Below are 22,702 nucleotides of genomic sequence, written 5' to 3' on the forward strand. Positions count from 1 at the left end.
AACTTACTATAACGAAATGTAAAGGGGAAAGATACTCTTGAACAAAAAACAAATGCTACTCGGATCCTTTCTATGCTTACTCGCCGTCACTGCCTGGGGATTTATGTTTCCTGTAATGGCAAATGCTCTGCAATTTATCGATCCATTCTTCTTCACAACGCTTCGCTATGGATCAGCAGCTATTATTTTTCTTATTTTGCTATTAATTACTGAAGGAAAGACTTCACTCCGCTTAGAAAAAAGAACACTTTCTCTATTCTTTTACGGGACAGTCGGTTTCGCGGGGTATGGTTTTCTCGTTTTCTACGGACAACAACTTGCCGGACCTTCCGGAGCAATCCATGCAGCTATGATTCAATCCCTTATGCCACTGATTGCCTTATCACTGCAATGGATAACGAAAAATCGCCGCCCACAAAACTATACATTCCTTTGTATGTTTGTTGCATTACTTGGTGTTATGCTTGTCATTTCAAAAGGAAATATTCACTTATTATTTGGAGCTGCAAGCCACTTATCAACAAATATATTGATGCTATGCGGCGTTACTTGCTGGGTCATTTATACAAACGGGGGTGCTCGTTTTCAATCTTGGTCACCACTTAGGTACACGACATTAACTTGTTTATTTGGCTCCATTTCACTCATCGTTATTGTTACTTTCTTAACGTACACAAATATAGTTACTATACCGTCACTGCGTACAGTTGTGAGCGTTCGTTTTGAGCTCTTTTATATGTCGATTATCGCAGGCGTTATCGCTGTATTTTGCTGGAATATGGGAAATCGCTATATTTCATCTATTAACGGCATATTATTTATGAATTTAGTTCCTATCCTTGCACTAATCGGTTCTATCTTTCGAGGTTATACAGTGGATAAAATTGAAATCGCTGGAGCTGCATTAACAATTATCGCGCTATTATGTAACAATTTATGGCAAAGAAAAGTAAACATAAAAATCCCCACCTCAGTTCGTTAGGTGGGGATTCTTCACATATGAACAGCTCTTGGCCATTCATGGTACATATTCGCTTTACATAATGCTTGTTCCATCCATTGCTCAATCTCTTTCGTATACATTTCTATGAAAAATGTCTCAGACGGGAAAGAATGGAGTACTTCTGATATATATTGTGGATATAAAAACGGCATACTTATCATACCTTTTAATTGCGTCATAAACATTGTAAATGATACTTTCTGAAATTCTTGTTTCATTTGTCCTTGTCTAATCATTTGTTCTATATAATATCTTTCTTTAGAAAAATAAACGGTCATCACTTCACGAATTAATGTCGTATCAAGCGAAAGCTCTCGGTAGAAGAAACGTGTTAGTTCTCTATTTTCAAATTGATATCGTAAAATCCCGCGCACCATTTGCACCATTACATCTTTAGTCGACAAATACTCTCTCTGTTCAAACGACATTTCAATCACATGAATATATCCTTCTAAAAAATCAGTAATAAGCTGTTCTAATAAACCTTGCTTCCCAGCAAAATAATATGAAATATTCGCTACATTCACATCCGCTCGCTTTGCAATGTCTCGCACCGACGTTCCATCATAACCTTTCGTATTAAACAACGATATTGCCGCATCAATTACTTTTTGTTTCGTCTGCTTCATGCGCTCACTTCCCTTCACTGAACAGCTATAGTTTAAATTTCTTGACTTTTAAGACAAATTCCTTTAATTTTCTATCGACAAAGTCATGTGAAATACATCGTATTTTGCTAATATTTTACACATCTCGATAAAAAAGGAGCTGTTTCCATGTTTACTAAAGAAAGTTATGCAGGATCTCGCGTGCAGCAATATGAGACAGTAATTAAACAACTGGATGCGTTATTAACTGGCGAATCAAACGTAGTCGCAAACTTATCAAATGCGTCCGCATTATTAAACCAATTTTTAGATCGCGTTAATTGGGTTGGCTTTTACGTAACAGAAGGAACTCAGCTTGTTCTTGGACCATTCCAAGGAATGCCTGCTTGCGTGCGCATTCCATTTGGACGAGGCGTTTGCGGCGTTGCAGCTGAAACGAAAACAACGCAGCTTGTAGCAGACGTTCACCAATTCCCAGGTCACATCGCTTGCGATAGTGCTTCTAATTCGGAAATCGTTGTACCGATTGTGAAAGAAGGAGCTGTCATTGGTGTACTTGACATTGATAGTCCTGAAAAGAATCGTTTCGATGAAGTAGATCAGCGCTATTTAGAAAAGTTTGTGGAAACACTCCTAAAACATATGTAAAAAGAAAAGAGCGAGTTATCGATTTAGTACGCCCTGTACAAAACCGATAGCTCACTCTTTTTTCATTGATTAACAGTAGATATTTTCTTTAATGCCTGCTCTAAATCAGAAACGATATCCTCCCACGATTCTAAACCGACTGATAAGCGTATTAAATTATCGAAAATGCCCATTTCTTTTCTTAGTTCAGCTGGAATCGCAGCGTGCGTCATCGTTGCTGGATGCTGAATTAACGTTTCTGTATCTCCTAAACTCACCGCAATTGTAATAAAGTGAAGATCATTAATAAACGCTTGCGTCTCTTCTTTTCCGCCTTTTACTGAAAAAGAAATAACACCGCCCCCGCGTTTCATTTGACGAGATGCTAACTCCCCTTCTGGATACCAAACACCTTCTACCGCATCATGTTTTCTTAGGAACGATACAATTTTTTCTGCATTATCACAATGACGATCCATTCTTACTGCTAACGTCTTTAACCCGCGTAATAATAACCACGCATCAAACGGTGCCATAATACCGCCGATATCCTTTCGCATCGGGCGAATCTTTTCAGCTAATGCTTTCGTTTTACAAATTGTTACGCCCGCTACAACGTCACCGTGACCACCAATATATTTTGTCGCACTATGCACAACAGCGTCACAGCCAAGCTCAAGCGGTCTTTGTAAATAAGGTGAACAAAATGTATTATCAACAATAACAAGTAAGCCATTTCGCTTTGCAACCCGAATCACTTGTTTTAAATCAATTAATTTCATTGTCGGATTAATCGGTGTTTCAACGAAAATAAGCTTTGTATTTGGGCGAATTTTATTTTCAATATCAACCTCTGTCTCCATATCACAAAACGAATGCGTAATCATAAATTTTTCTTCTAACACTTCTAAAAAACCGTACGTGCATCCATATAATCCATTTGAACAAATAATATGATCTCCAGCTTTTAGAAAACCGATTAACGTTGCTGAAATAGCTGCCATACCAGATCCGAAGGCAAGTGCTTCTTCTCCTCCTTCTAACAACGCCATACGTTCTTCAAATAATTTCACAGTTGGATTTCCAAGCCGTGAGTAAATATAAGATGGATCCACTCCCGCAAAACTCGCCTCTCCTTGCTGCGCAGTCTCAAATGTAAATGTAGAAGTTTGAAATAAAGGTGGTGTTAAACTTCCTTTATGTTCCTCAGGTGTATAACCGTGGTGAATTAACGCTGTCTCCATATGCTTCTTTTTCATAAAAACATCCCCCTTATGTTTTTATTGCCGCATATTCATCCATAAAAATTTGATGAACGTTTTCCTTTATTTTATGTAAGCGTTTTATTTGTGTTTCTATCTCTTCTTCTATATTGTTTTAAATTCCTTCTTATATTAATTTCCAAAATTTTTATGCATAAAACAAAAACGTACTCGCTTGACGAAACTCTGGGTAAAAGATATAATAGCGTTTGTGTAAAATAAAAAGGCAGCCTTGTAATGTGAGTTTATCGTTTGTATTTTGTTCCTCTACGGAGGTGTATCTCGTAACTCCCTGCTGCTGGAGCGAAGGTACATGAAAACAAAATGCCCGTAAATATCGATTACGTCTGTTTTTATTTTACGTAAATAAAAACATTTTTAAAGGAGGAGTCAACTATGGCTCGTTATACAGGTCCAGCTTGGAAACTGTCTCGTCGTCTTGGAATCTCTCTAAGCGGCACAGGAAAAGAATTAGAAAAACGCCCTTACGCACCAGGTCCTCACGGTCCTAACCAACGTAAGAAACTTTCAGAATACGGTTTACAATTACAAGAGAAACAAAAACTTCGTCACATGTACGGCATGACTGAGCGTCAATTCCGTCGCACATTTGACCAAGCAGGTAAAATGCCTGGTAAGCACGGCGAAAACTTCATGATCCTTCTTGAAGCTCGTCTTGACAACTTAGTTTACCGTATGGGCTTAGCTCGCACTCGTCGTGCAGCTCGCCAATTAGTAAACCACGGTCACATCATGGTTGATGGCGCTCGCGTAGATATCCCATCTTACCGTGTAAAACCTGGTCAAACTATCAGCGTTCGCGAAAAATCTAACAGCCTTGTTGTTGTTAAAGAAGCGATCGAAGTTAACAACTTCGTACCAGAATACTTAACTTTCGATGCTGACAAATTAGAAGCTACTTACACTCGTCACGCTGAGCGTTCTGAGTTACCAGCTGAAATCAACGAAGCATTAATCGTAGAGTTCTACTCTCGTTAATTCAATCGCTTAGTAGATAACAGTATTAAAAACCCTAGAAAAAGCGTTATTACAACGTTTCTAGGGTTTTTTCTATTCTGATGCATTGTAAAATAACTTAAATAAAATTAATGATTTGGGGGAGGTTTTTGGGGGAACTTTTTGGATAAAATAAGCGTGGGCAAATGCTATTCTCCCTATATTTTCACATACACATCTCCAAGGAATAATAAAAAGCCACACCGATTGTGTGACTTAATTTCACATTATTTTTTTGGAATTTTAGACTCTGGTACACGAAGATGTGCTGCACCACAATTTCTACAGGTCCCCGACCAACCTCGAGTATAAGCATCTAGGATTGGAACATTAACCAGTTTCTTATTTACATCCCAACATGTAGGGCAATACGGGCCACTACCATCGCTCTTTCTATAATAAAAGTCGGGTAGGTACTCTAAATCATGAGAAATTTCATCAGTACGTTGAATTTCTTCCAACTTCAGTCTTAGTTCTCTATTTTCGTCTAAAATTTCATATGCTTGTGTTTGTAGGTCCATTAGTTTACTTATTAATTCTACATTTTCCATACCTACAGCTAATGCTTTTATCCCTTTTATTGTATCTGTTATTGCCATCAAGCTTCACCCCGTTAATATAATATATAATTAAATTATATCAACTATTAAGCTTTATTTCTTCACCTTCTTTATCCCCTTTCTTTTCAACTTCCTCTTCAGCCTTACGTGCGGCCAATACACGAGGAACCATTGTTTTCATTAAAAATCCGACCATTTTCAACTTGGTTTCTTCACTAGGTGGATTATCTAACACAGTTCTTTCTTTTCTTTCCATAAGAGCAACTCACCTTTCATTTTCGATATGGATAAGTTTTATTTTGAGGATTTTTTACATCTTTTCTTTTGATCTCCCTTATAAGTAAATGTAGTAGACAAAACTCCATCTTTCAAAGTAGTTTTTATATCATACTGCGCTAGGATTTCAACATCACTTGACGATTCTTCTTCTTCTGTTTCACCATACCTCCAATATCCAGCTCGAAGTAAGAATTCAGAAAGGCCTTCTGGAATTGGCAAGTCATAACCATCTATACTTATCCTAGTTACCTCCATACCTTCTCTAATAATCATCGAATCACCCTTTCAGTTGGAATATGAATAAGTTCGTTTTAATTTACATTAATACCTTTTGACATTAAATAAAAAAGAACGTACGCTTCTTAATAAATTATCTTCAAATATTAATTATTTTTCGTTCTTCCATGTAAAATATCAATTTCCAAACTTATCCACTCTAAATGTTAATAATGGTAAAATATCCTATATAAATATATTTTATTTGGTAGGAGGAGAAAAAATGGCGGTAAAAATGAAAACAGCTTACTCAAAAATGAAAAACCAAGATGTAACAGCTAAGTATGTAGAAGAACATCCACAATTAAAAGAAGGATTAGAATGCCACAAATGTAGAAAAGATGTATCTCATAAAAATGGGCATTTTAGAGCTGAAGCATGGATTCCTACCCACTTCACGAGAAAACCAGGTGTAAATCATGAAGAATGGTGCAAATATAATACAGTAGGGCAAGTTACAGTACTAGCAAAAAAATCTGATGATAACATTTTAGAAAGTGTTAAGAAAAATAAATTTACCTTTAGGTTAACTATGATTCATGAACCACTGAAAGATTTAGGGAAACAAAATACCACTTCCATAAATAAGAGCGGAAATACGAATCCCCCAAAAAATAAAAGCTATGTTTCTAAAGGAAAGCTAAGTTCCTATTTAGCAACAATGAGAAAGGTTCTTGAACTACGAAAAGCGGTAGAAGATGACGATTCAAATGAATTAGAATCCATCATAGAAATTCAAATGTATGGAAAAAAAATCAAATGGTCCAATTTCTATTATGATCAAGAAAAGTACCTAGATGCTTACAACTATTTGCAAACTCTTAAGGCCAAAAGACATCCTATTTGCATTGAAGGTGTAGTAAGAGATATAAGACCTCTTAAACAAGGAGATCGTTATGCTGTAAATCTCAAATTTGGTAAAATAGAAAAAGATGTGGAACAAATCCCTTCTGTTTCTATTTTGTGTAATGAAAGCGATATACCTTCTATTACTTTTGAACCAGGTCAGCATATTGTAGTGTGTGCATTATGCACAGCAAGCCAGAGTAACATCAATAATAAATATTTAAATATTCGCGCGTCATTATATCATAAAAATCAGTTGGTTATATTTAAAGACGACGAAGAACTTTGATAAAATTAAAAATCAGCCAACATGTAGGTTAATGAACATTTAAGCACTCTATTTTTCAGCTGCTCTGCCCAAAAAAAGCTTACTGAATCACATAACTTAGTAAGCTTTTTTGAATTTAGATAAGTTTGCTTTGAGGTAGATTAATACCTTTAAACAATTCCTCAAAATGTAATATTTACAGTTGTTGCACGAAATTGGTATAATTTAGGCATCATTTCAAGGAGGTTTTTTTATGAGTTATGATTCAATTGCATCGATACAACGTATGCAACAGTTACAGCAATCTGAAGCTGCTGCCGGAAAGAGAATGATCTTACAACGAATACCTACTGCCTTAGATGCTATATTGTTTATTACAGCAATTATCTTAGCCATTCCAACTTTTGTAATATCTTATATTTTATTTATTATCTATTATTCATACATAGTTAAAACATACGTAGTCAAGAATGTAGCTACTGGCGAGAAATTTAGAGTTGATAAACAAGATTTTAAGCAATATAAAAAAGCTTTTAAAGCAAAAGAAAAACAAGTCAGAAGAATATCCGATTTAGAAACTAATACAGTCGAAATAGCCCCTGCTAACACGACCATCCACACTAAACATGAACCTAAAGTAGAAACTATCAAAGAAAAAGAAAAAGTAATAAATACATATGTGGAAGAGCCTAGAACAGAAATTGAAGAAATCATACCCGAACAACAGACTTTAGAACCAGAACCAATTCCAGCCCCTTCCCCTTTACTAAATGAATTAGATACTAGTAACACCCTTACTTTTAATGTTGCAGGCGTTACGTTTGAAAACGATAAAGGAAAAGACATTCAGGCACTTCTAAGGCGAATCGCTCGTGCGATTGCCAAAGAGAATTATATTGACTCATATGGTGGATATACTAATAAAGAATTGCTGGAAATATGGGGAGAAGCATCCGAATTTGAAGATGTTGAATTTGGAGATTATATCTCATTTGTAAAAGATCCTAATAACGAATTTGATAAAAATGCAATTAAAATAATTGTTAATTTAGACGATAAAGACTTTCACATAGGCCATGTGCCTAAGAAGCAAAATGTTGAGATTAATAAATTATTAGACTCAGAATCAATAACAAGTATTTCAGCTAACTTTGTAGGCGGAAAAACAAAATCAGTTGATTATGATGATGAAAAAGACAAAGACGTAGTTATAATTACTGAACTCACATTAGGAGTTTTAATCACTTTACGCTTCAAGATTGAATCAGATTGAAATAAAAATATTTAAGTCACACTCTAACGAGCTGTGGCTTTTATTATATAGAATTTATAGGTTTTTATAATGAGTAACTAAAACAAAAAAGCCGTACCTCTAATAGGGTACGGCCAAATTATTGCTAGTGTCTATTCATATTATATATTTTAATTAACTACATCTGCAAGGGTTATGTTTTGGTTAATCCTCACTTTAATATTGTAATCTTTCCAAAGAGCATCATTATTATTTGTTACTATTTTCCCATGCTTTAATGATTCTTTAACTTCATTTCTAAACCTGCTAAATCCTAAATTTTTGTATCTGTTTAATCTTGGTGGTAAATTTTTTATATTAGATAAATTCATTAAAAATGAATCTGGAATAAAGTGTTCATAACTATCCTTTTTCAATTCGGTTATGACTCCATTTTCAATCCTTATTGTGATTAAAAAGTCCTCAAGAAAAACTATACTTAATTCACAATAGTCTTTTTTTAACAGAAACTTTTCATTTATCATTCTTTTAATAGTTTGTTCTATATCATCCAAAAATATTTTTTCATAATCATCTACTGCAGAGGACCTTATTAGATAATTCATCACTCATCCCCTCTTTTTGATTTGTTTTAGTACATCCTTTCTCACCTTATTAGTGTCAATTTCTTTATAATCTGCAAGATCCTTATCAAGTGCTTGCTCCATAACATCATTAATATCATCTATCTCAATTACCAATTTATCTGTTGTCAAAATATCATACATAGCTTCCATGAATGCATTCCTTGAGTTATGAATCTGTCCATAATTCTTTCTATATTCCGAATGCAAATAAGTTAGCACCTCAATTGGTAAAAAAATCGGTCTTGTATCATATCCATCCGGAAGCTTTCTATAAAAATAATCTGCCATGGTTGAGTAGTTATTACTATTAAAGTTATTTGAAATAAATATATGCGAACTCAATTGTTTTATATCACTAAATTTTGTAATATACCTTATTTGATTTAACATCTCAACATAATCGAAAGCCTTCCTTTGCTCTCCCTTAGCCAAATCATACCCTTTGGTATTTTTGTTCAGCTTACAGTCATACGAGAATACATATTTTCTATTTGCATCTTCGGAACCTTTTTGAACTGTATATGTTAAGGCGAATATTCCTTCAGGAACTTCTTTCCCTGACATTTTTTTACCCCATTTATCAGCATTCGAAAATATATCTTTTAAAATATTGAATACATCATCCTCAAAGTCAGCAGGCGAATAACTTTCCCCAATCAATGTAGGTTCTGGTAAATTTTCAAGTACATCAAATGACTTTCCTGCAACACTTGATAAATAAGATTTGGCACGATGCTCTATTGACTTATACATTTTCTTAAAGAAATCTGCCGGTTCTTCCATGTTATATACTCTGCCGAAATTAATAGGAAATATGCAATTATTGTTATACTTCTCTAGATATTTTTCGAGAACCCCAACAAACACTATAACTGTAGGCGTTAATGAGCGATTAATTTTCTCAAGAACTTTGGTTTGTATAGCCCCTTGATGAACGAGAATTTGCAATGATTCATTTGTTTCCCTATTATCCAAATTAATAAATTTATACTTATTTTTATAATACTCTTTCTCTGTATCATTAATTAACTCCCAATCAGTTTCATCACAAAAAGATTTAACTAACTCTTTCACATAATTTCTCACAACCGGGATTGAAATTTTCAATGAATCAAACTCAACTATTTTCAACTCAGAACTCCCACAACTTGGGCACTCTTCGGAATCAATCACTTTATCATCTACATATTCACAATTTGGGTTTTTACAAAAAGTACTCTCTTCAGTTTCCTCAAATACAATTTTTTCTTCTATTAGCTTATTGAAAATTTCATTTTCTACTTTGGTAAACTCTTTTTTTGATGAAAGAGTCAACAAATAATCTGTCAAATCAGCTTTTCCGACCATAAATTTGGCATTGGATATTAATTTGTTTAGTGGGATTCCAAACTTACGTAAGAACTTTTCTTGTATTTCATTTTTCACATTTTGTTCAATTCCACTATCATCTAATGAAAACATAATGTTTCCATCTTCTAACACTGTTGATCTAATGGTTCTGTTAACTTTGGATGTCTTAAAGGAAACACTTTCTATATCTTTAATACTTTCTAAATCGATACATTCTCTTGTATGTGCATCTTTAATTGAAGGTAAAATATCTCCATTTTCCAATTCAAATGTTAAACCTGGTGAGTTAATCAAGGGACTGCTCCTGAAAACAATCTTGTTAACAATAAAATCTGATACTTCTTGACCAGCAGGTGATATCCCTTCCAAAACAGCACTTCTAATCTCTTCTGGTTGATATTGAGTAAATAACTCAGGTCTAATTTCAGTCAAAGAAGTGTTAAATGTTTTTTCAATATATTTCTTGATTCCCGTTTTTTCCCTCTGAAATTTTGATCTAATCTCTAAAATACCTGCTGTAATATCAATTTGAAACATAATTATAGCTACTTCTTTATTTCTAAATGGTTCATCAAAATCTGGCTTTGATCCATCGTTTATTTGTCTATATACTATTACAGCAATCTTATTTTTCTCATACATCGCGAATGAAAATATTCTATAGTTATTCTCCTTATTTGAATTCACATACATATCATTTATAAAATCTTCCTCATACTCTGTCGGAATTTTATAAGTCTTATTAAAAGTTACTTGTTTATTCAATGAAAACTGAATACCAGTTCCCTTACTATCCCAATTATGCCAAGTATAAATTTGAATGATATGAATGTGATCATCATTCAATAACTGGGATAACTGACATAATTGAGAATGTTCAAATATAATTCTATAATTTGAATTTGTGGCTACAGAATTATAGTATCTAATAACCGTTTTTTTCTTTCGATTCAAGAATTCTCTTAATATAATCATCTCTTTTTTTGAATCAATTGGTACTTCATTAAAGCACTCTACTTGTTCCATCTTTTTGACACCTTTTAAGTCAACATTAAAAAGCGTTGCTAATTCTGTTAATTCATTAATGGTCACATTATTAAGCAAACTCTTAAATCTAACTTCTACCTGAGGTGCGGATAATTCATTTATTAAATCGATGGAAACCCCAACAAATCTCCAAAACCTTACATCATTTTTATCTGATTCTCTAAAAGTTGCATTTATTGACACTAGCATTCACCCTTTTTTCTTTTTCTTCTTTTTATTTTCGACTTTTTTAAAGGGTTAATCAAGACTTTTCCATTTATTTTACAAGATTTAGCTTTAATTCCATCATACAAGAACAGACGTTCTTATTCAACTTTAAAATTCTAAAGTTAGTTTTGATAGACTTGCACATTAATCACGATGCTAAAAAGACAAAAGACCGTCGCTTAGACGGTCTTTAAATTAAAGCTTTAAATACTTACTTAATCTCGAAACGATACACAGTTGGTTCTACCTCTGAATAGATTAGCTTCCCATCTTTAAAGCACCGTTAATCTTTCGGATTAATTCTCTCCTTTCAAGCTCAAACAGAGTATGACTAATTTGCTCTTTCATCAACAAATGCTGTCGCTTGTCACCTTCCACAACAGTAGTATCCGGATATGCCGGATTATAGACTGGACTAATCTCACTTAAACGAGCCTTTAAAATAGTCCTATACTCTTCTTCGTATTTGGTTTCCCAAGTTGAATTTTCATCTACAAAGGTAAAAGATACTTGCGATAATTTACCGCTAGTCACTTCCTGGTATACCTTTTTCCCTAGATCATTATCAGGAAGTATTAACTTAAAACTTAGACCTACGCTATCTTCTTCCAACGTTAAACTACCATCCTGAATTTTCCCCAAAAACTTATTCTTGTTATGGTTAAACAATGCAATTTGGTCTTTTTCTTTCAAGGATTCTTGAAAAGCCCCTTTTTTCACTCGCTCATAAAATTGCTTTCTTTTCGAATATATCTTAATAGACCATTTATCCCATTTAACTGCATAACCACTGATTATTTTTTCGTTACTCTTACTACGTGTTGTTAATTTAAGTTCTCCAGCTGAACAACGTATTTCCATTTATATCACATCCGATACCATACAAATTATTAATACGTTGCTCTACTCATAGCGCGTTGTCTATGTCCATCAATAATTTCATGATTAATCGTTTGGATTTCCAATTGTTTCCCTTGCCACATGTAACCATTATCCCCTCTATGTTGAGGAACATAATCAACTTTCTTAACCGAATTAACTTTGGAACGAATGGTCTCACCAAAGTTTTTATATTCACCATATTCTTTTTCGTAGTTATCTACTAAATTATGATATTCATCTCTAACCTTTAATATTTTGGATGCCAACTCTTCCAACATCTTATACTTTTTATCCACAATCTTTTGCGATTCATCCACAACTCCATCAAGATCTACAATTTCCTTTAATTTCGTATCTTGTAATTTCTCAATTATTTTTTCTTCTTTACGTATTTCAATCTCCTTTTTCAAAATGAGTTCTTCAACATCAACTGATTCTTGTTTTTTGAAGAAGAATTTCTTAGGATTCAACTTGTTTAACACTTGCTTTTTATCATCTGATTCAAGCTCTTCAATTTCTTTCTTTAAGACATTAATCTTGTTCTGACTCTCCGTAATTAATTGTGACGGTCTAGCTAATACCTCCAACATTTCATGGTATAAATTTGCCTTTTTCATCATTTCTTCATAGTTCATTGTTATATCTCCTTTTATTTTTATAGTTTCATTACATTTTATTTATTTTTTTCAAAGTATCTTTTATCTGTTTTAAAATACTCATTCTTAATTCTTCTTCCTTGCTCATTTCGAATTTAGCCCTAAGTTCCCTGTGAACCATAGATGCGGTCTCATATTGTCTAGTCATTTTCCATACCTCCCTTCAAGTTAAATTCGACAATTATCGACAAAATAAAAGTATAAGATCCCCACTTTTTTCAATAATGTTTGTAGTACAACAAAATAAGTACAACAGACCTCTAACCATTGATTTGAATGGATTTACGGGTCTTTTTTATTTGTCACGTGACGACAAGTCTGACAAAACGGATTCCCTCAAAAAAGTCTGTCATATCAACGTTTCCTAGATAATTTGTTAGTTTCGTAGTACAACAAAAAAACGAATTTTTTCAAAAAACCATTTTGAGGTGCGCGTTTGCACCCCCACTCCCTATCCCCCCAGATAGTCGCTAAATAAAATTTGGACAGGGGGGGTTATAGATTCATTCTTTTTCAACATAAACTTTTTTGACGTATAAACTATTGTTTAGATACCTTTCGCCTTTTTCGGATTCTTTCATAAACCCTTTCAAATCTACCTGCAAATGATACCTTTTATTCCGTTCAATTTGATAATAGAGAATACTTTCGTTCTTTCTTGCTATGCAAAGTAATTCTCCACGTATATCATCAATAAATGAGAACAAAATCATCTTATTATCTTTAAATTGGATGCTTTTTACATGTCCAAACAGATCTATACCTTCCACAATTTTCTATCCTCCTACCTGTAATCTCTCTGCAAACTTGATTTCCCTCATAATCTCAGCATGTTTCTTGTTGAGATAGCCTGTACTATAATTTAACTCCTCTGCTACCCGTTCTAACGTCATACTATCAATATATTTTAGCTTAAGTATTCTATTTTCTAATCCTTTGAATGTACTCACTAACTTTTTCAGTTTGTACATATCATTCAGCTTATGAGCCAGTTCATACTCAATTGCTTCAATATGTACTTCTACTCTTGCGCCATCTGACTCAGCAGTTAGACGAACATTCTGTAAGTCGCCACTGATCCAGCGTTTTAATTCAGCCTTTGTTTTATCTAAGTTGTATTCCAAATAAGCAATGTCCTGTTCTAATTTCTGATAGTCTTTCAACCAATTCAATTACATATCACCTACTTAGATTTAATTCTCTTTTCTAGCAATCTCTTTACCACCCAGCTTCATCTTCTTCAGAATATAGCCTGTGTAGATATACGGACTATCTTCGTTTGAACAATGCGATTGCCGATGACCTTCACCGGTACCGTGATTATGGAAACATTCACACGCCTCACACCATGTACTAAGGTTTCCTGCTGCGTCTCTTTCTATTGCTAATACGATTGGAGCTTTTTTAGTTTCCATTTTCTCTACCTCCACTTTTTTTTCTGTTTTTAGAAAACACGGCAACTCATTTGGCAACCTTGTTCACCCCTAATGGTTCTAAGGCTTGTACATGTTTGGTTGCTGGTTGCTAGTTACCATATCCTCATTCGTGCATTTATCCCACAATTAATTAAATAAATATATTTATTATCTACATAAATACATTTTTAATTTAATACATCTATAAACTAGCAACCCGAACACTTCAAATCATTATGGCTCTAAAGCTAATGCTGGTTGCTAATAAGTTGCTGATTACGCAACACGAACGGCTCAATCTCTTATGGCTCTAAGGTTCATACCGGTTGCTAATAAGTTGCTAGTTTTGACTTAAACCCCTTCACTGTTTTCGATGTACTATTTATTTTCACTTTTTTGTCTTTCCACTCCATACCGTACTTAGTACAAACAGCATCTTTGAATTGTTTTTGCCCTAATGGATACTGAACATGGTTATCTTTGCACCACTCGTCATATGCCTTTAGAGCATCCGTCCCTCTAACTTCTTCAAAAAACTGCTTATCATATTCAAAAAAGAAATCTATCAGCGGATCATTATATTCCATAAAGTTCTGTTTTGCTTCCTCTGCCTTCTCATTGTATGTTAGGATATCAACCGTACGTTGCTTCATTTCTTTTATTGCATCTACAGCCAATTTCAAGACATATTCCCTTGCAGTTACTGTTTCAAGTTGTTTCATACTTTCCATTTCGGATATACGGTCTGGGTCGTTCATAAAGTTATGATCAAACGGTAAAATATGCAGTCGTTTATTAATCTGATTGCCGTGTTCCCTGAAATTAGGATAGTGATTACTAGCTGTAATACATACCGTATTCATTTGTACTGTTTGACTCCCCTTTCCTTTATATTCGATATCGACATACCCACCTGTAATGATAGTTTTTAATGTTCCACTATCACGTATTACTTCATCGGGTTGATCGTCTACGATATTTGCCAATTTCCCATAAATGCTACTACCTGCGAAGGCATTTTCCGCCAATTTCTGCGGACTTATCGCTGATATGTTCTCCCCAGAATTGAACGTCTTCTGTATCATATATAAAACAGTGGATTTCCCATTATGGGCACTACGTCCATACAAATAAAACATTTTCGGAACTAACAAGGTTGGATACAAAACCGCTCCAAACATTTCATGAATATTTTTGATAGTAGGTAGATGTCCATCAGATACTTTCATCAGCGTTCTTTCAACAAATGAATCAAAAGCCTTTGAATTATATTTTGTTGGTATCTTTTTGGTTACAAATACCATTGGCGTAAACTCTTTAAATTCCATACTATCAAGATGCAATAAACCATTTTCTACTGCTATATAATTCTTGGATTCTTCATTTACTACTGGTGACATGTCCATAATGTATTCTTGTACTTCACGCACTTGATTTCTTTTTAATATCTCTGCATCACGAACGAGTGAACGTAACTTCCTACACGTTTTATCAATTTCATATATTCCAGTAGCTCTGTTGTAAACATAGATATCACCATCTTCATTTGGAAAACGAACAATTTTATTTTCCTGTAAAATGTACTCGACCATGATATGATGTAAAAAACTAGTCCGTCCGTTATTTTCGCTCCACCATGAGCCTTTTTTTATACCCGTTGTTTCACCTTGTTCATTTACCAAATAATGAACATCATTTTTTCGGTTGTAATCAGAACTATGGTTATAATCTGAAACAGAACTGTGGGTAGATTCAATTGCCTTTTCAATTGTCATTTGTCCATATGTACGACCATCCGAAGAATGTGGTTTATCCCATTTATCACGAATTAAAGCTGATTCTCTAAACATCGAATCCATCTTTGCAGCATCTTTATCTGTCCAGAATGCAAGGTGATTGGCTAGAGCCATATCTGTGGAAGAATGATCACCATTTATAAGCACTCCGCAAAATAGATCTCTAATAGCTCTACCATTCTTACTATTAAACATTCGCTCCCATAGTTCTGAACTAGAGAGATTGTTTATGTTACTTTCCCTTGAAACAGACGGTGTTTTTGGTACTACAAGTACTTCCTTCTTCTCTATATACTTTTGAAAAAGAACTTTTAAGTTTTCGGTTGATTCTTTCACAGGAAGATTATTTATACTGGCTCCCGTGAATGTGAAATATCTTCCGTGCCTATATATCTCAAGACCGATAGAGGGATTCTTCTTTCCTGTCCCAGGTCCTCTTAATGGAATTTTCCCCTTCGCTATAATATGAATGCCATCTCCACTTGGAGAGTATTCTGTATAACTTGGAACAAGTTTCATAATATCCTCGGCTAACTCTGTAAATTCACCTTCCTGAACACAATGATCTATATCAATCCCTATGAATACATCTTCCTTAGAAAACATAAAACCAATACCGTTATAATCACCTTGTTGATACTCTTCCAAAACTTCTTCAAAAGTAGACCAAGTATTACGGTTATTTGATTGAGCCATAGATCCATTAAGTTGATATGGTACTTTTGTTGCTTTACTATTTCGTACTTCAGCTTTCCACAAGACCCAATTAGGGGTGTTTTTCAATTCTGTTGGTATATTATTAAAGTTATCGAGCATAGATTTCACCTCCTATTGCTCTTCTAGAAACTTGATGTTAAAATATAAGTAGATAAATAATTGTTCTTGAAGATATATGAATTCGCCGTTCATATATCTTTTTTTATTGTTTTTTACTACCATTCTTCACAACCTCATTAAATAAATCTGTATTGATTTTATCGAATGTTTCAACACTGTCAGTCAGTTCAGTTTTTAATTGCCGCATGACATGCCACAATATTCTAATCGTTCTATGGTGGTCTCTATAATTCCATTGTTCATCACTTTTCATTTCTGCTTCGAACATTTTGTCATTTAATTGACCTAATATGATTTCCACATCAATTAAAGTATCTACATGCCCTTTTATTTGTCCTACTTCATGATCTAATCCAAATGCTAAATCCCTTACATCTCGCATGTTTCCAACACTCCTTATTTACTGTTCATTTCACGTAATTTTTGCTTTGCTTCTAATTCAACTATAAACATTACTGCTGGATTATTTTTCATTTCAGCACACATTTCTCTTACTTGTGCGGCTGTCATAATCTTACTTGCCGATAGGATCCCATTCATGTATATTCACCTCCTGCTATGTATTAACCTTGCGTTTATTTTTGGCCCGCTTGACCGTCTGACTAATACAACATACTAATCTGCGTTTGCCCACGCCTATTTTTTTATAGATTGCTAGATATATCACCATTCATCCATTATCATTTGTAGCACTTTTATACTTTCGTTGAATGGCCAAATGCGCTTACCTTTTTCCTTACGCCTTTCAAGTTGCTTCATCCTTGGATCATTTAAAAATTCGTTCTCTAAAAAAGATTTTGAGAGACACGTCATTTCACTCATCCGATTAATATCCCAAAAAACTAAAGCTTGACGTAACTCTTGATTAACTTGTTCATAAATATATTGACGAATTTCATGTTGATTGAGCGAAACATCAACTGTAGCTAAAGTCATTTATCTTCTCTCCTTTATTTTGGTTGCTAACATCAACCAAAGTGATTAAAAAAATATCTTCAATTTCAAGATTTAATCCGTTAGAGATTTTTACCGCTACTACTGGCGATGGATTACGATCACCATTTAATATTTGACTTAGATACGTGTGTGAAAATCCATTTTCCTTAGAAAAACGTCTTAAACTTTTACCTGTTTTAGCAATTAACAACCTTGTTGCCACTTCATCTTTTAATTCTATTTTAATCATATCTATTCACCACCTTTGCTTGCTCATAGTATACAATCATTCGGTTGCCAACGTCAACCGCTATTTTTAATTTGTTTGACACAGCAAACACCTTAAAGTAAAATTTAGACAAATAAATAAAGAAGGTGATTAAAATAGAATTAGGTGAATATATAAGAAAAGTTCGCAAGGAAAAAAAACTTTCATTAAGAAAAGCTGCTGAATTAACAGGTGTATCACACCCTTATTTATCACAATTAGAAACAGGTAGTAACAAAAAACCTTCAATAGAAATACTAGAAAAATTGGCATTAGGATTAGATATTCATAATAATTATCTGACTTACCTAGCGGGTTACTATAAGATGCCACTTATTGAAAATGATGATACTTTAACAGCCGAAGAAAAAGAAAAAAAAATATGGGCAGCAATACATAAGGGGGATGGTGGGTTTACAAACAATCCTTTTGATATCCTCTCGCCTTATCCACAAGATCCACAATCCGCTCAGTATAATGATGATAAAAATAAGTTATTTAAAACAGCAACATTAGCATGTGAGCACAATCAACCGTTTCCTATTATTGTAGATAAAGAAAACAAGGTGAACATTGAAGTATATAAGGAAAACGGCTTAACCCTTAATGAACAAGATACTCGCGAGTTAACTGCCATGATAAATGGGTTTCTCTATGGGAAAAAATTTGTATCTAAAGAAGATGAAGAAAATACAACTTTCGAAGATGCTTATAATGATGAAGGTAAAAATTATTAATAACTAAAAGTCTATCCCCGATAGCGTTTGCCCACGCACGAAAGGGAAGATACATGATGAAGCTATATAAAACAAAGAAAGATCCTGAACTATACTATTATTTCAATACAAAAGGTGTAAAACTGTGGTGTTTTAGGCATAGATACTATGATTCGTTAGGAAAAAGACGAGAAAAGTATAAACAAGGATACAAATCTGAAAATGAAGCTTACCGAGGACTACTTGAAGTTAAGACAAGTATTTTAAATGGTGAAGTTAAACAAGTGAAAAATTCTAATTTAACTATTTCAGAATGGCTGGATATATGGTATGAGACTCATAAAAATGAATGGAAAATCTCCTCACGTTCACAACGAGAAAATGCTATTAAGTATCAAATGAAACCATTGCTCGGTAAATATAAATTGGCTGAATTAGATAAATCAACCTATAAACGTGTTTATATTAATGAACTATTGAAGAAATATAAACCTAGTACCGTTCAACTCTTCCACAGATTATTTAAAATCTCAATCAATTCAGCTGTGGATGATGAACTTATCCCTCGTAACAGATTTAAGAAAATTACAATACCAAATGAAGAAAAAACAGCGGAAAACTTTTTCACAGCTGAAGAGTTAAATGAATTCATAGCAGCTGCTAAAAAGCACGAAAACATCACAAACTACAGCATAATTTTGTTACTTGCTTTCACAGGGTTAAGAAAAGGTGAAGCACTAGGTTTACAGTGGAATAACATTAATTTCGAAGCAAAAACTCTAACTGTAGAACGTACTCGTGATAACAAAGGTACACGAACACCCAAAACTAAAAATAGCTTCCGAACGATTTTAATTGATGATACCCTTATTAATCAATTGAAGGTATATAGAACATGGTGTAAAAAAACAAAACTCTCTTTCGGCCTACATTTACACGATGATGATTTTATTTTTATCTCTTATCAATCTGGAACACCCATAACAGATAATCCTTTAATGTATAGTTTTCAACGCATCTTAAAACATACAACTTTGAAGAAAATCACTCCACATGGTTTAAGACATACTCATGCAACATTATTAATTAGCCAGCGGATACCAGTAAAAGTTATTGCTGATCGTTTAGGTAATACCCCACAAATGATTTTTGATATATATGGCCATTCATTCAAAGAATTAGAAGAAGAGTCGGTAGCTGCATTTAGTACAAGTTTACTTGCAGCTGGGGGAACTTTTGGGGGGGATTTTTAAAATCATGCCTTGAAACCTTGATAATATAAGGGTTTTTAATACTAAGGAGTTCTACTCTCGTTAATCTCGGTACTCTGAAAAGAGTATTATTAAAAGCCTTAGGAACCTTGTTTATCAAGGGGCCTGGGCTTTTTTTATTGAATATAGCCGGTATATGTATAGAACCGGAACAATGTAACAAAATAAAAAAGAACTGTAAGTCTATAGTTAATAAACCTTCCCCCTCCCTCTAGAATTCCATCCATCTTTTATCCACATTAATAAAAACCTCCCCTTCTTCTAACACTTAAAAACACTACATTCTACCCCATAACTCATTTCCCTTTGCTATACTCTCCTTCCGTTAACATTATTTTTACAACGTATCTATTTGTACGTAATCTATACCTTCCTTTTTCTATTTACATTCAACCTTAAAAACTTCTTCATCACCAGAGCATCCGAATGAGATTAAAAACTTAATGAACAAGCAACTTTTTCGCTTAATAATCAGAATATTACATTTACAACAACTTCCTTAAATTGGTATTATTTTCTTGTAAGGGAGGGAGGGAAAGTTCATGTCTTTAAATATGTATCTCGGTGAAGTACAAGCTCAAACAGAAAGTATGAACGCTTTCTGTAACGCTACTATTCAAGGAATGGAACAAATTATTCATTCTATTGACGCTTTTGCATTGGATACTGTTCTACAAGGACAAACATATAGTAGTGCAAAAGCATATTTCTTACAAACCTTTCGTCCGTTAGCACAAGGAATCATTTACTTATGCGAAGAATTAATCCGTCAAAATGATGCTTTTCCAAGAGACTTTCAATCACAGGTAGCTTCTACAGATGTTATCGAACAAGAAATAAGAGAACAAATCCAAGAAATCAATCAAACCATTGCAAGTATAGAAGCAATAGAGGTACTTACACCACTGCCTGGAGTAGACTCAATTGTGGCTGTTTTAATTGCGATGAGAAAAAAGCTTGATGAAAAACTAGAGCGTCTACATGAATTCGATTATACATCCAGTAATAACTACAGCACGGCCCTTCAACTAGCAGCTAGTATTGCTATGGGTTTAGCGGAAGTCCAAAGCGGGAAAGGTTTTAGTCCGGTAAGTGGTACATTTAGTACACAAAGGTTGAATATGGAATGGATAGCCTCTATTCAAAAAATTGCAGAGGAAAGAGTTCAAGAAGCCGAAATAAAAAAAGAAATTGAAGAAAAAATGGCTTTGCAGGAACAAGAAGCTAATAGACCGTGGTACCAAAAAACAGCTATTGGCGCTTGGGAATTCTTCCAAGGAATTTGTAATTCAGCTGCTGAAAACTTTACAGGCGTGGAATTACCAATGGGCAATGAATTAGAAAACAAAACAACCTTTCAAGCCGGAAATCTTGTGGGGAATTTTGTATCAGGGGTAGGATCTATTTTTGAAATTTTGGGCGGTATAGCTATTGTAACAGGATCAAATGTTGGAACCGTATTGTTAGAAGGAGTAACTTTCGGGGCAGCATCACCAATTGTTATCCCAGCTGATTTAGCTCTTACAACCGTTGGAGCAGGTGTTGCTACACATGGTACATTTGTATGGTATAATACCGTTCAAAATAGTATTGATACTTTGCAAAGGTTTCAGTCTTCTTCTGGAGGTTCCTCTAAAAATCTTTTAAAAGATGGTAAGTTTGTCGAATCTGATTTAGAATTAAAATATGCGGAATATTGCGTTAGAAAAGCAAAAGACGGTAAAGTACCTAAAGATAGATTGAACTGGAAAGAAGCAAGTGATTATTGGACAAAAGATTCACCTATGGCAAGAGGAAATCGTTTTAATCAAACTGCAGAAAAAAATAGATGGTATCCGAATAATGAGGTACATTTAAGTAATGGTAAAAGATTAGATTCATATGACCCAATTAAAGGGGAAATAGTTTCCAGAAAAGCTACAGATCTAGCGGATATTGATATTAAAACTTTTGAAAAACATTTGAAAGAAATGAAAGATAAGTATGCTATTGGAACCAAGATTCGTTCAAATAAATATAGAAGAATAGATGGAAAATCACTAGAAGGAAAACAAATTTTAGAGATTCCAGCATCTAATAAAAATTTTGAACGAATAGAGGAATATATAAAATTAGCAAAAGAAAAATATGATATTGATATTAGGTTTAGGGAGGAATAATTGATGGCATATGATTTAGAACTTGAAATAAAAGAGGTACTTGAGAAAATTAAATTTGTAGAAAGATATAAATCCTTATCAGAAAAATTTTCCGATAGAACAAATACATTTGAAAACTATGAAAATGAAAAAGCTATTGAAGTATTCAAGTCTCTTGGCTATAAAGCTCGTTACAATAAAAAAGAAGACTTTTTTATTGTAGGAGAAGTAAAAAACAAAGATGTCTACACCTTTAGATTCAACATCAGCTTAAAATATGGTGTTGCTGAATTGATTTGGGAAGCATGGCATAATGGTGAAGTTAGAGCTGGAGACCCTTGGGACATATTTATAAGATTGTTATCAAATGACACGGAAAAAGTACCCGTGCTATATTTCCACAGTTACGATGAACTCAAAGAAATCATGAAAATCGCCTTTGAAATGTACGAAGATTTTAAACAAGAATTAATTCCTATCTATTCATAATTTTATATATAAGAAAGGCAATCTTATCCTATACATAAAGAAATCCGACTCACAAGAGCCGGATTTCTTT

The 22,702-nt window shown here is 33.8% G+C and carries 27 protein-coding genes; 9 read left to right on the forward strand and 18 right to left on the reverse strand.

Features of this window, described 5'->3' with window-relative positions; genetic code table 11:
• Positions 1-37: 37 nt before the first annotated feature.
• On the forward strand, positions 38-982 hold the full coding sequence (locus EBQ15_RS03760) for a DMT family transporter (protein WP_030028557.1): 945 nt from the start codon (positions 38-40) through the stop codon (positions 980-982).
• 11 nt (positions 983-993) lie between these two features.
• On the opposite strand, the gene refZ is transcribed toward EBQ15_RS03760, so the two are convergent.
• Positions 994-1,632: a forespore capture DNA-binding protein RefZ gene (refZ, locus tag EBQ15_RS03765; RefSeq protein ID WP_000814924.1), complete on the reverse strand. Its 639-nt coding sequence runs from the start codon at positions 1,630-1,632 to the stop codon at positions 994-996.
• Between the two features lie 147 nt (positions 1,633-1,779).
• On the opposite strand from refZ, the gene EBQ15_RS03770 reads away from it, so the two are divergent.
• The gene (locus tag EBQ15_RS03770; RefSeq protein WP_000494342.1) at positions 1,780-2,259 is read left to right on the forward strand and encodes a GAF domain-containing protein; all 480 of its coding nucleotides are present in this window, start codon (positions 1,780-1,782) and stop codon (positions 2,257-2,259) included.
• Between the two features lie 62 nt (positions 2,260-2,321).
• Here EBQ15_RS03770 and megL read toward each other — a convergent pair whose 3' ends face one another.
• On the reverse strand, positions 2,322-3,497 hold the full coding sequence (gene megL / locus EBQ15_RS03775) for a methionine gamma-lyase (RefSeq protein ID WP_000726564.1): 1,176 nt from the start codon (positions 3,495-3,497) through the stop codon (positions 2,322-2,324).
• A 399-nt stretch (positions 3,498-3,896) separates the two neighbouring features.
• Here megL and rpsD point away from each other — a divergent pair, with 399 nt between their 5' ends.
• On the forward strand, positions 3,897-4,499 hold the full coding sequence (gene rpsD, locus EBQ15_RS03780; protein ID WP_000135317.1) for a 30S ribosomal protein S4: 603 nt from the start codon (positions 3,897-3,899) through the stop codon (positions 4,497-4,499).
• 245 nt (positions 4,500-4,744) lie between these two features.
• Here rpsD and EBQ15_RS03785 read toward each other — a convergent pair whose 3' ends face one another.
• Genes EBQ15_RS03785 through EBQ15_RS03790 form a run of 3 tightly spaced genes read right to left on the reverse strand, consistent with a single transcriptional unit; the run spans position 4,745 to position 5,629 of the window.
• On the reverse strand, positions 4,745-5,116 hold the full coding sequence (locus tag EBQ15_RS03785) for a hypothetical protein (protein WP_001018599.1): 372 nt from the start codon (positions 5,114-5,116) through the stop codon (positions 4,745-4,747).
• A 40-nt stretch (positions 5,117-5,156) separates the two neighbouring features.
• A complete protein-coding gene (locus EBQ15_RS31020) occupies positions 5,157-5,333 on the reverse strand; it encodes a hypothetical protein (RefSeq protein WP_000439972.1) in 177 nt (58 codons plus the stop codon).
• A gap of 38 nt (positions 5,334-5,371) precedes the next feature.
• The gene (locus EBQ15_RS03790; protein WP_000586762.1) at positions 5,372-5,629 is read right to left on the reverse strand and encodes a hypothetical protein; all 258 of its coding nucleotides are present in this window, start codon (positions 5,627-5,629) and stop codon (positions 5,372-5,374) included.
• Positions 5,630-5,855: 226 nt separating this feature from the next.
• Here EBQ15_RS03790 and EBQ15_RS03795 point away from each other — a divergent pair, with 226 nt between their 5' ends.
• On the forward strand, positions 5,856-6,767 hold the full coding sequence (locus EBQ15_RS03795; protein ID WP_000279320.1) for a hypothetical protein: 912 nt from the start codon (positions 5,856-5,858) through the stop codon (positions 6,765-6,767).
• Positions 6,768-6,999: 232 nt separating this feature from the next.
• Entirely contained in the window at positions 7,000-8,019 is a 1,020-nt protein-coding gene (locus EBQ15_RS31410) for an HIRAN domain-containing protein (RefSeq protein ID WP_000119473.1), read from the forward strand.
• A gap of 149 nt (positions 8,020-8,168) precedes the next feature.
• On the opposite strand, the gene EBQ15_RS03810 is transcribed toward EBQ15_RS31410, so the two are convergent.
• The 13 genes from EBQ15_RS03810 to EBQ15_RS03860 all read right to left on the reverse strand — a co-directional run bounded on the left by EBQ15_RS03810 (position 8,169) and on the right by EBQ15_RS03860 (position 18,000).
• Positions 8,169-8,603 (reverse strand): hypothetical protein, encoded by a 435-nt coding sequence (locus tag EBQ15_RS03810; RefSeq protein WP_001108411.1) that lies wholly within the window; start codon positions 8,601-8,603, stop codon positions 8,169-8,171.
• Between the two features lie 3 nt (positions 8,604-8,606).
• The gene (locus tag EBQ15_RS03815) at positions 8,607-11,204 is read right to left on the reverse strand and encodes a hypothetical protein (protein ID WP_000026207.1); all 2,598 of its coding nucleotides are present in this window, start codon (positions 11,202-11,204) and stop codon (positions 8,607-8,609) included.
• 282 nt (positions 11,205-11,486) lie between these two features.
• Complete coding sequence (locus tag EBQ15_RS03820; protein ID WP_000405631.1) at positions 11,487-12,089, reverse strand: HK97 family phage prohead protease; 603 nt, start codon at positions 12,087-12,089, stop codon at positions 11,487-11,489.
• A gap of 29 nt (positions 12,090-12,118) precedes the next feature.
• On the reverse strand, positions 12,119-12,745 hold the full coding sequence (locus EBQ15_RS03825) for a hypothetical protein (RefSeq protein ID WP_001105330.1): 627 nt from the start codon (positions 12,743-12,745) through the stop codon (positions 12,119-12,121).
• Between the two features lie 31 nt (positions 12,746-12,776).
• On the reverse strand, positions 12,777-12,914 hold the full coding sequence (locus EBQ15_RS31025; protein WP_000198313.1) for a hypothetical protein: 138 nt from the start codon (positions 12,912-12,914) through the stop codon (positions 12,777-12,779).
• A 355-nt stretch (positions 12,915-13,269) separates the two neighbouring features.
• A complete protein-coding gene (locus EBQ15_RS03830) occupies positions 13,270-13,536 on the reverse strand; it encodes a hypothetical protein (protein WP_000398472.1) in 267 nt (88 codons plus the stop codon).
• A gap of 6 nt (positions 13,537-13,542) precedes the next feature.
• On the reverse strand, positions 13,543-13,938 hold the full coding sequence (locus tag EBQ15_RS03835) for a hypothetical protein (protein ID WP_001104312.1): 396 nt from the start codon (positions 13,936-13,938) through the stop codon (positions 13,543-13,545).
• 21 nt (positions 13,939-13,959) lie between these two features.
• Positions 13,960-14,181, reverse strand: a complete 222-nt coding sequence (locus tag EBQ15_RS03840; RefSeq protein WP_033683963.1) for a hypothetical protein — start codon at positions 14,179-14,181, stop codon at positions 13,960-13,962.
• A gap of 329 nt (positions 14,182-14,510) precedes the next feature.
• The gene (locus EBQ15_RS03845) at positions 14,511-16,793 is read right to left on the reverse strand and encodes a phage/plasmid primase, P4 family (protein WP_000886445.1); all 2,283 of its coding nucleotides are present in this window, start codon (positions 16,791-16,793) and stop codon (positions 14,511-14,513) included.
• Between the two features lie 103 nt (positions 16,794-16,896).
• Positions 16,897-17,196: a hypothetical protein gene (locus EBQ15_RS03850; RefSeq protein WP_001205800.1), complete on the reverse strand. Its 300-nt coding sequence runs from the start codon at positions 17,194-17,196 to the stop codon at positions 16,897-16,899.
• Positions 17,197-17,210: 14 nt separating this feature from the next.
• Positions 17,211-17,354, reverse strand: a complete 144-nt coding sequence (locus EBQ15_RS31030) for a hypothetical protein (protein WP_164514037.1) — start codon at positions 17,352-17,354, stop codon at positions 17,211-17,213.
• A 123-nt stretch (positions 17,355-17,477) separates the two neighbouring features.
• Entirely contained in the window at positions 17,478-17,750 is a 273-nt protein-coding gene (locus tag EBQ15_RS03855; protein WP_000171000.1) for a hypothetical protein, read from the reverse strand.
• The gene (locus tag EBQ15_RS03860; RefSeq protein WP_000590194.1) at positions 17,731-18,000 is read right to left on the reverse strand and encodes a helix-turn-helix domain-containing protein; all 270 of its coding nucleotides are present in this window, start codon (positions 17,998-18,000) and stop codon (positions 17,731-17,733) included. Before EBQ15_RS03860 ends, EBQ15_RS03855 begins: the two co-directional genes overlap by 20 nt.
• A gap of 125 nt (positions 18,001-18,125) precedes the next feature.
• On the opposite strand from EBQ15_RS03860, the gene EBQ15_RS03865 reads away from it, so the two are divergent.
• From EBQ15_RS03865 to EBQ15_RS03880, 4 genes are all read left to right on the forward strand, one after another.
• Positions 18,126-18,755: a helix-turn-helix domain-containing protein gene (locus tag EBQ15_RS03865; protein ID WP_000590190.1), complete on the forward strand. Its 630-nt coding sequence runs from the start codon at positions 18,126-18,128 to the stop codon at positions 18,753-18,755.
• 56 nt (positions 18,756-18,811) lie between these two features.
• Positions 18,812-19,987 (forward strand): site-specific integrase, encoded by a 1,176-nt coding sequence (locus EBQ15_RS03870; protein WP_033683962.1) that lies wholly within the window; start codon positions 18,812-18,814, stop codon positions 19,985-19,987.
• Positions 19,988-20,547: 560 nt separating this feature from the next.
• Positions 20,548-22,164 (forward strand): LXG domain-containing protein, encoded by a 1,617-nt coding sequence (locus tag EBQ15_RS03875; protein ID WP_000056034.1) that lies wholly within the window; start codon positions 20,548-20,550, stop codon positions 22,162-22,164.
• 3 nt (positions 22,165-22,167) lie between these two features.
• A complete protein-coding gene (locus EBQ15_RS03880) occupies positions 22,168-22,632 on the forward strand; it encodes a hypothetical protein (protein ID WP_000312815.1) in 465 nt (154 codons plus the stop codon).
• Positions 22,633-22,702: the final 70 nt, after the last annotated feature.

Origin of the sequence: Bacillus sp. 2D03 (genome assembly GCF_003946765.1) — a bacterium.
GTDB classification, from domain to species: domain Bacteria; phylum Bacillota; class Bacilli; order Bacillales; family Bacillaceae_G; genus Bacillus_A; species Bacillus_A cereus.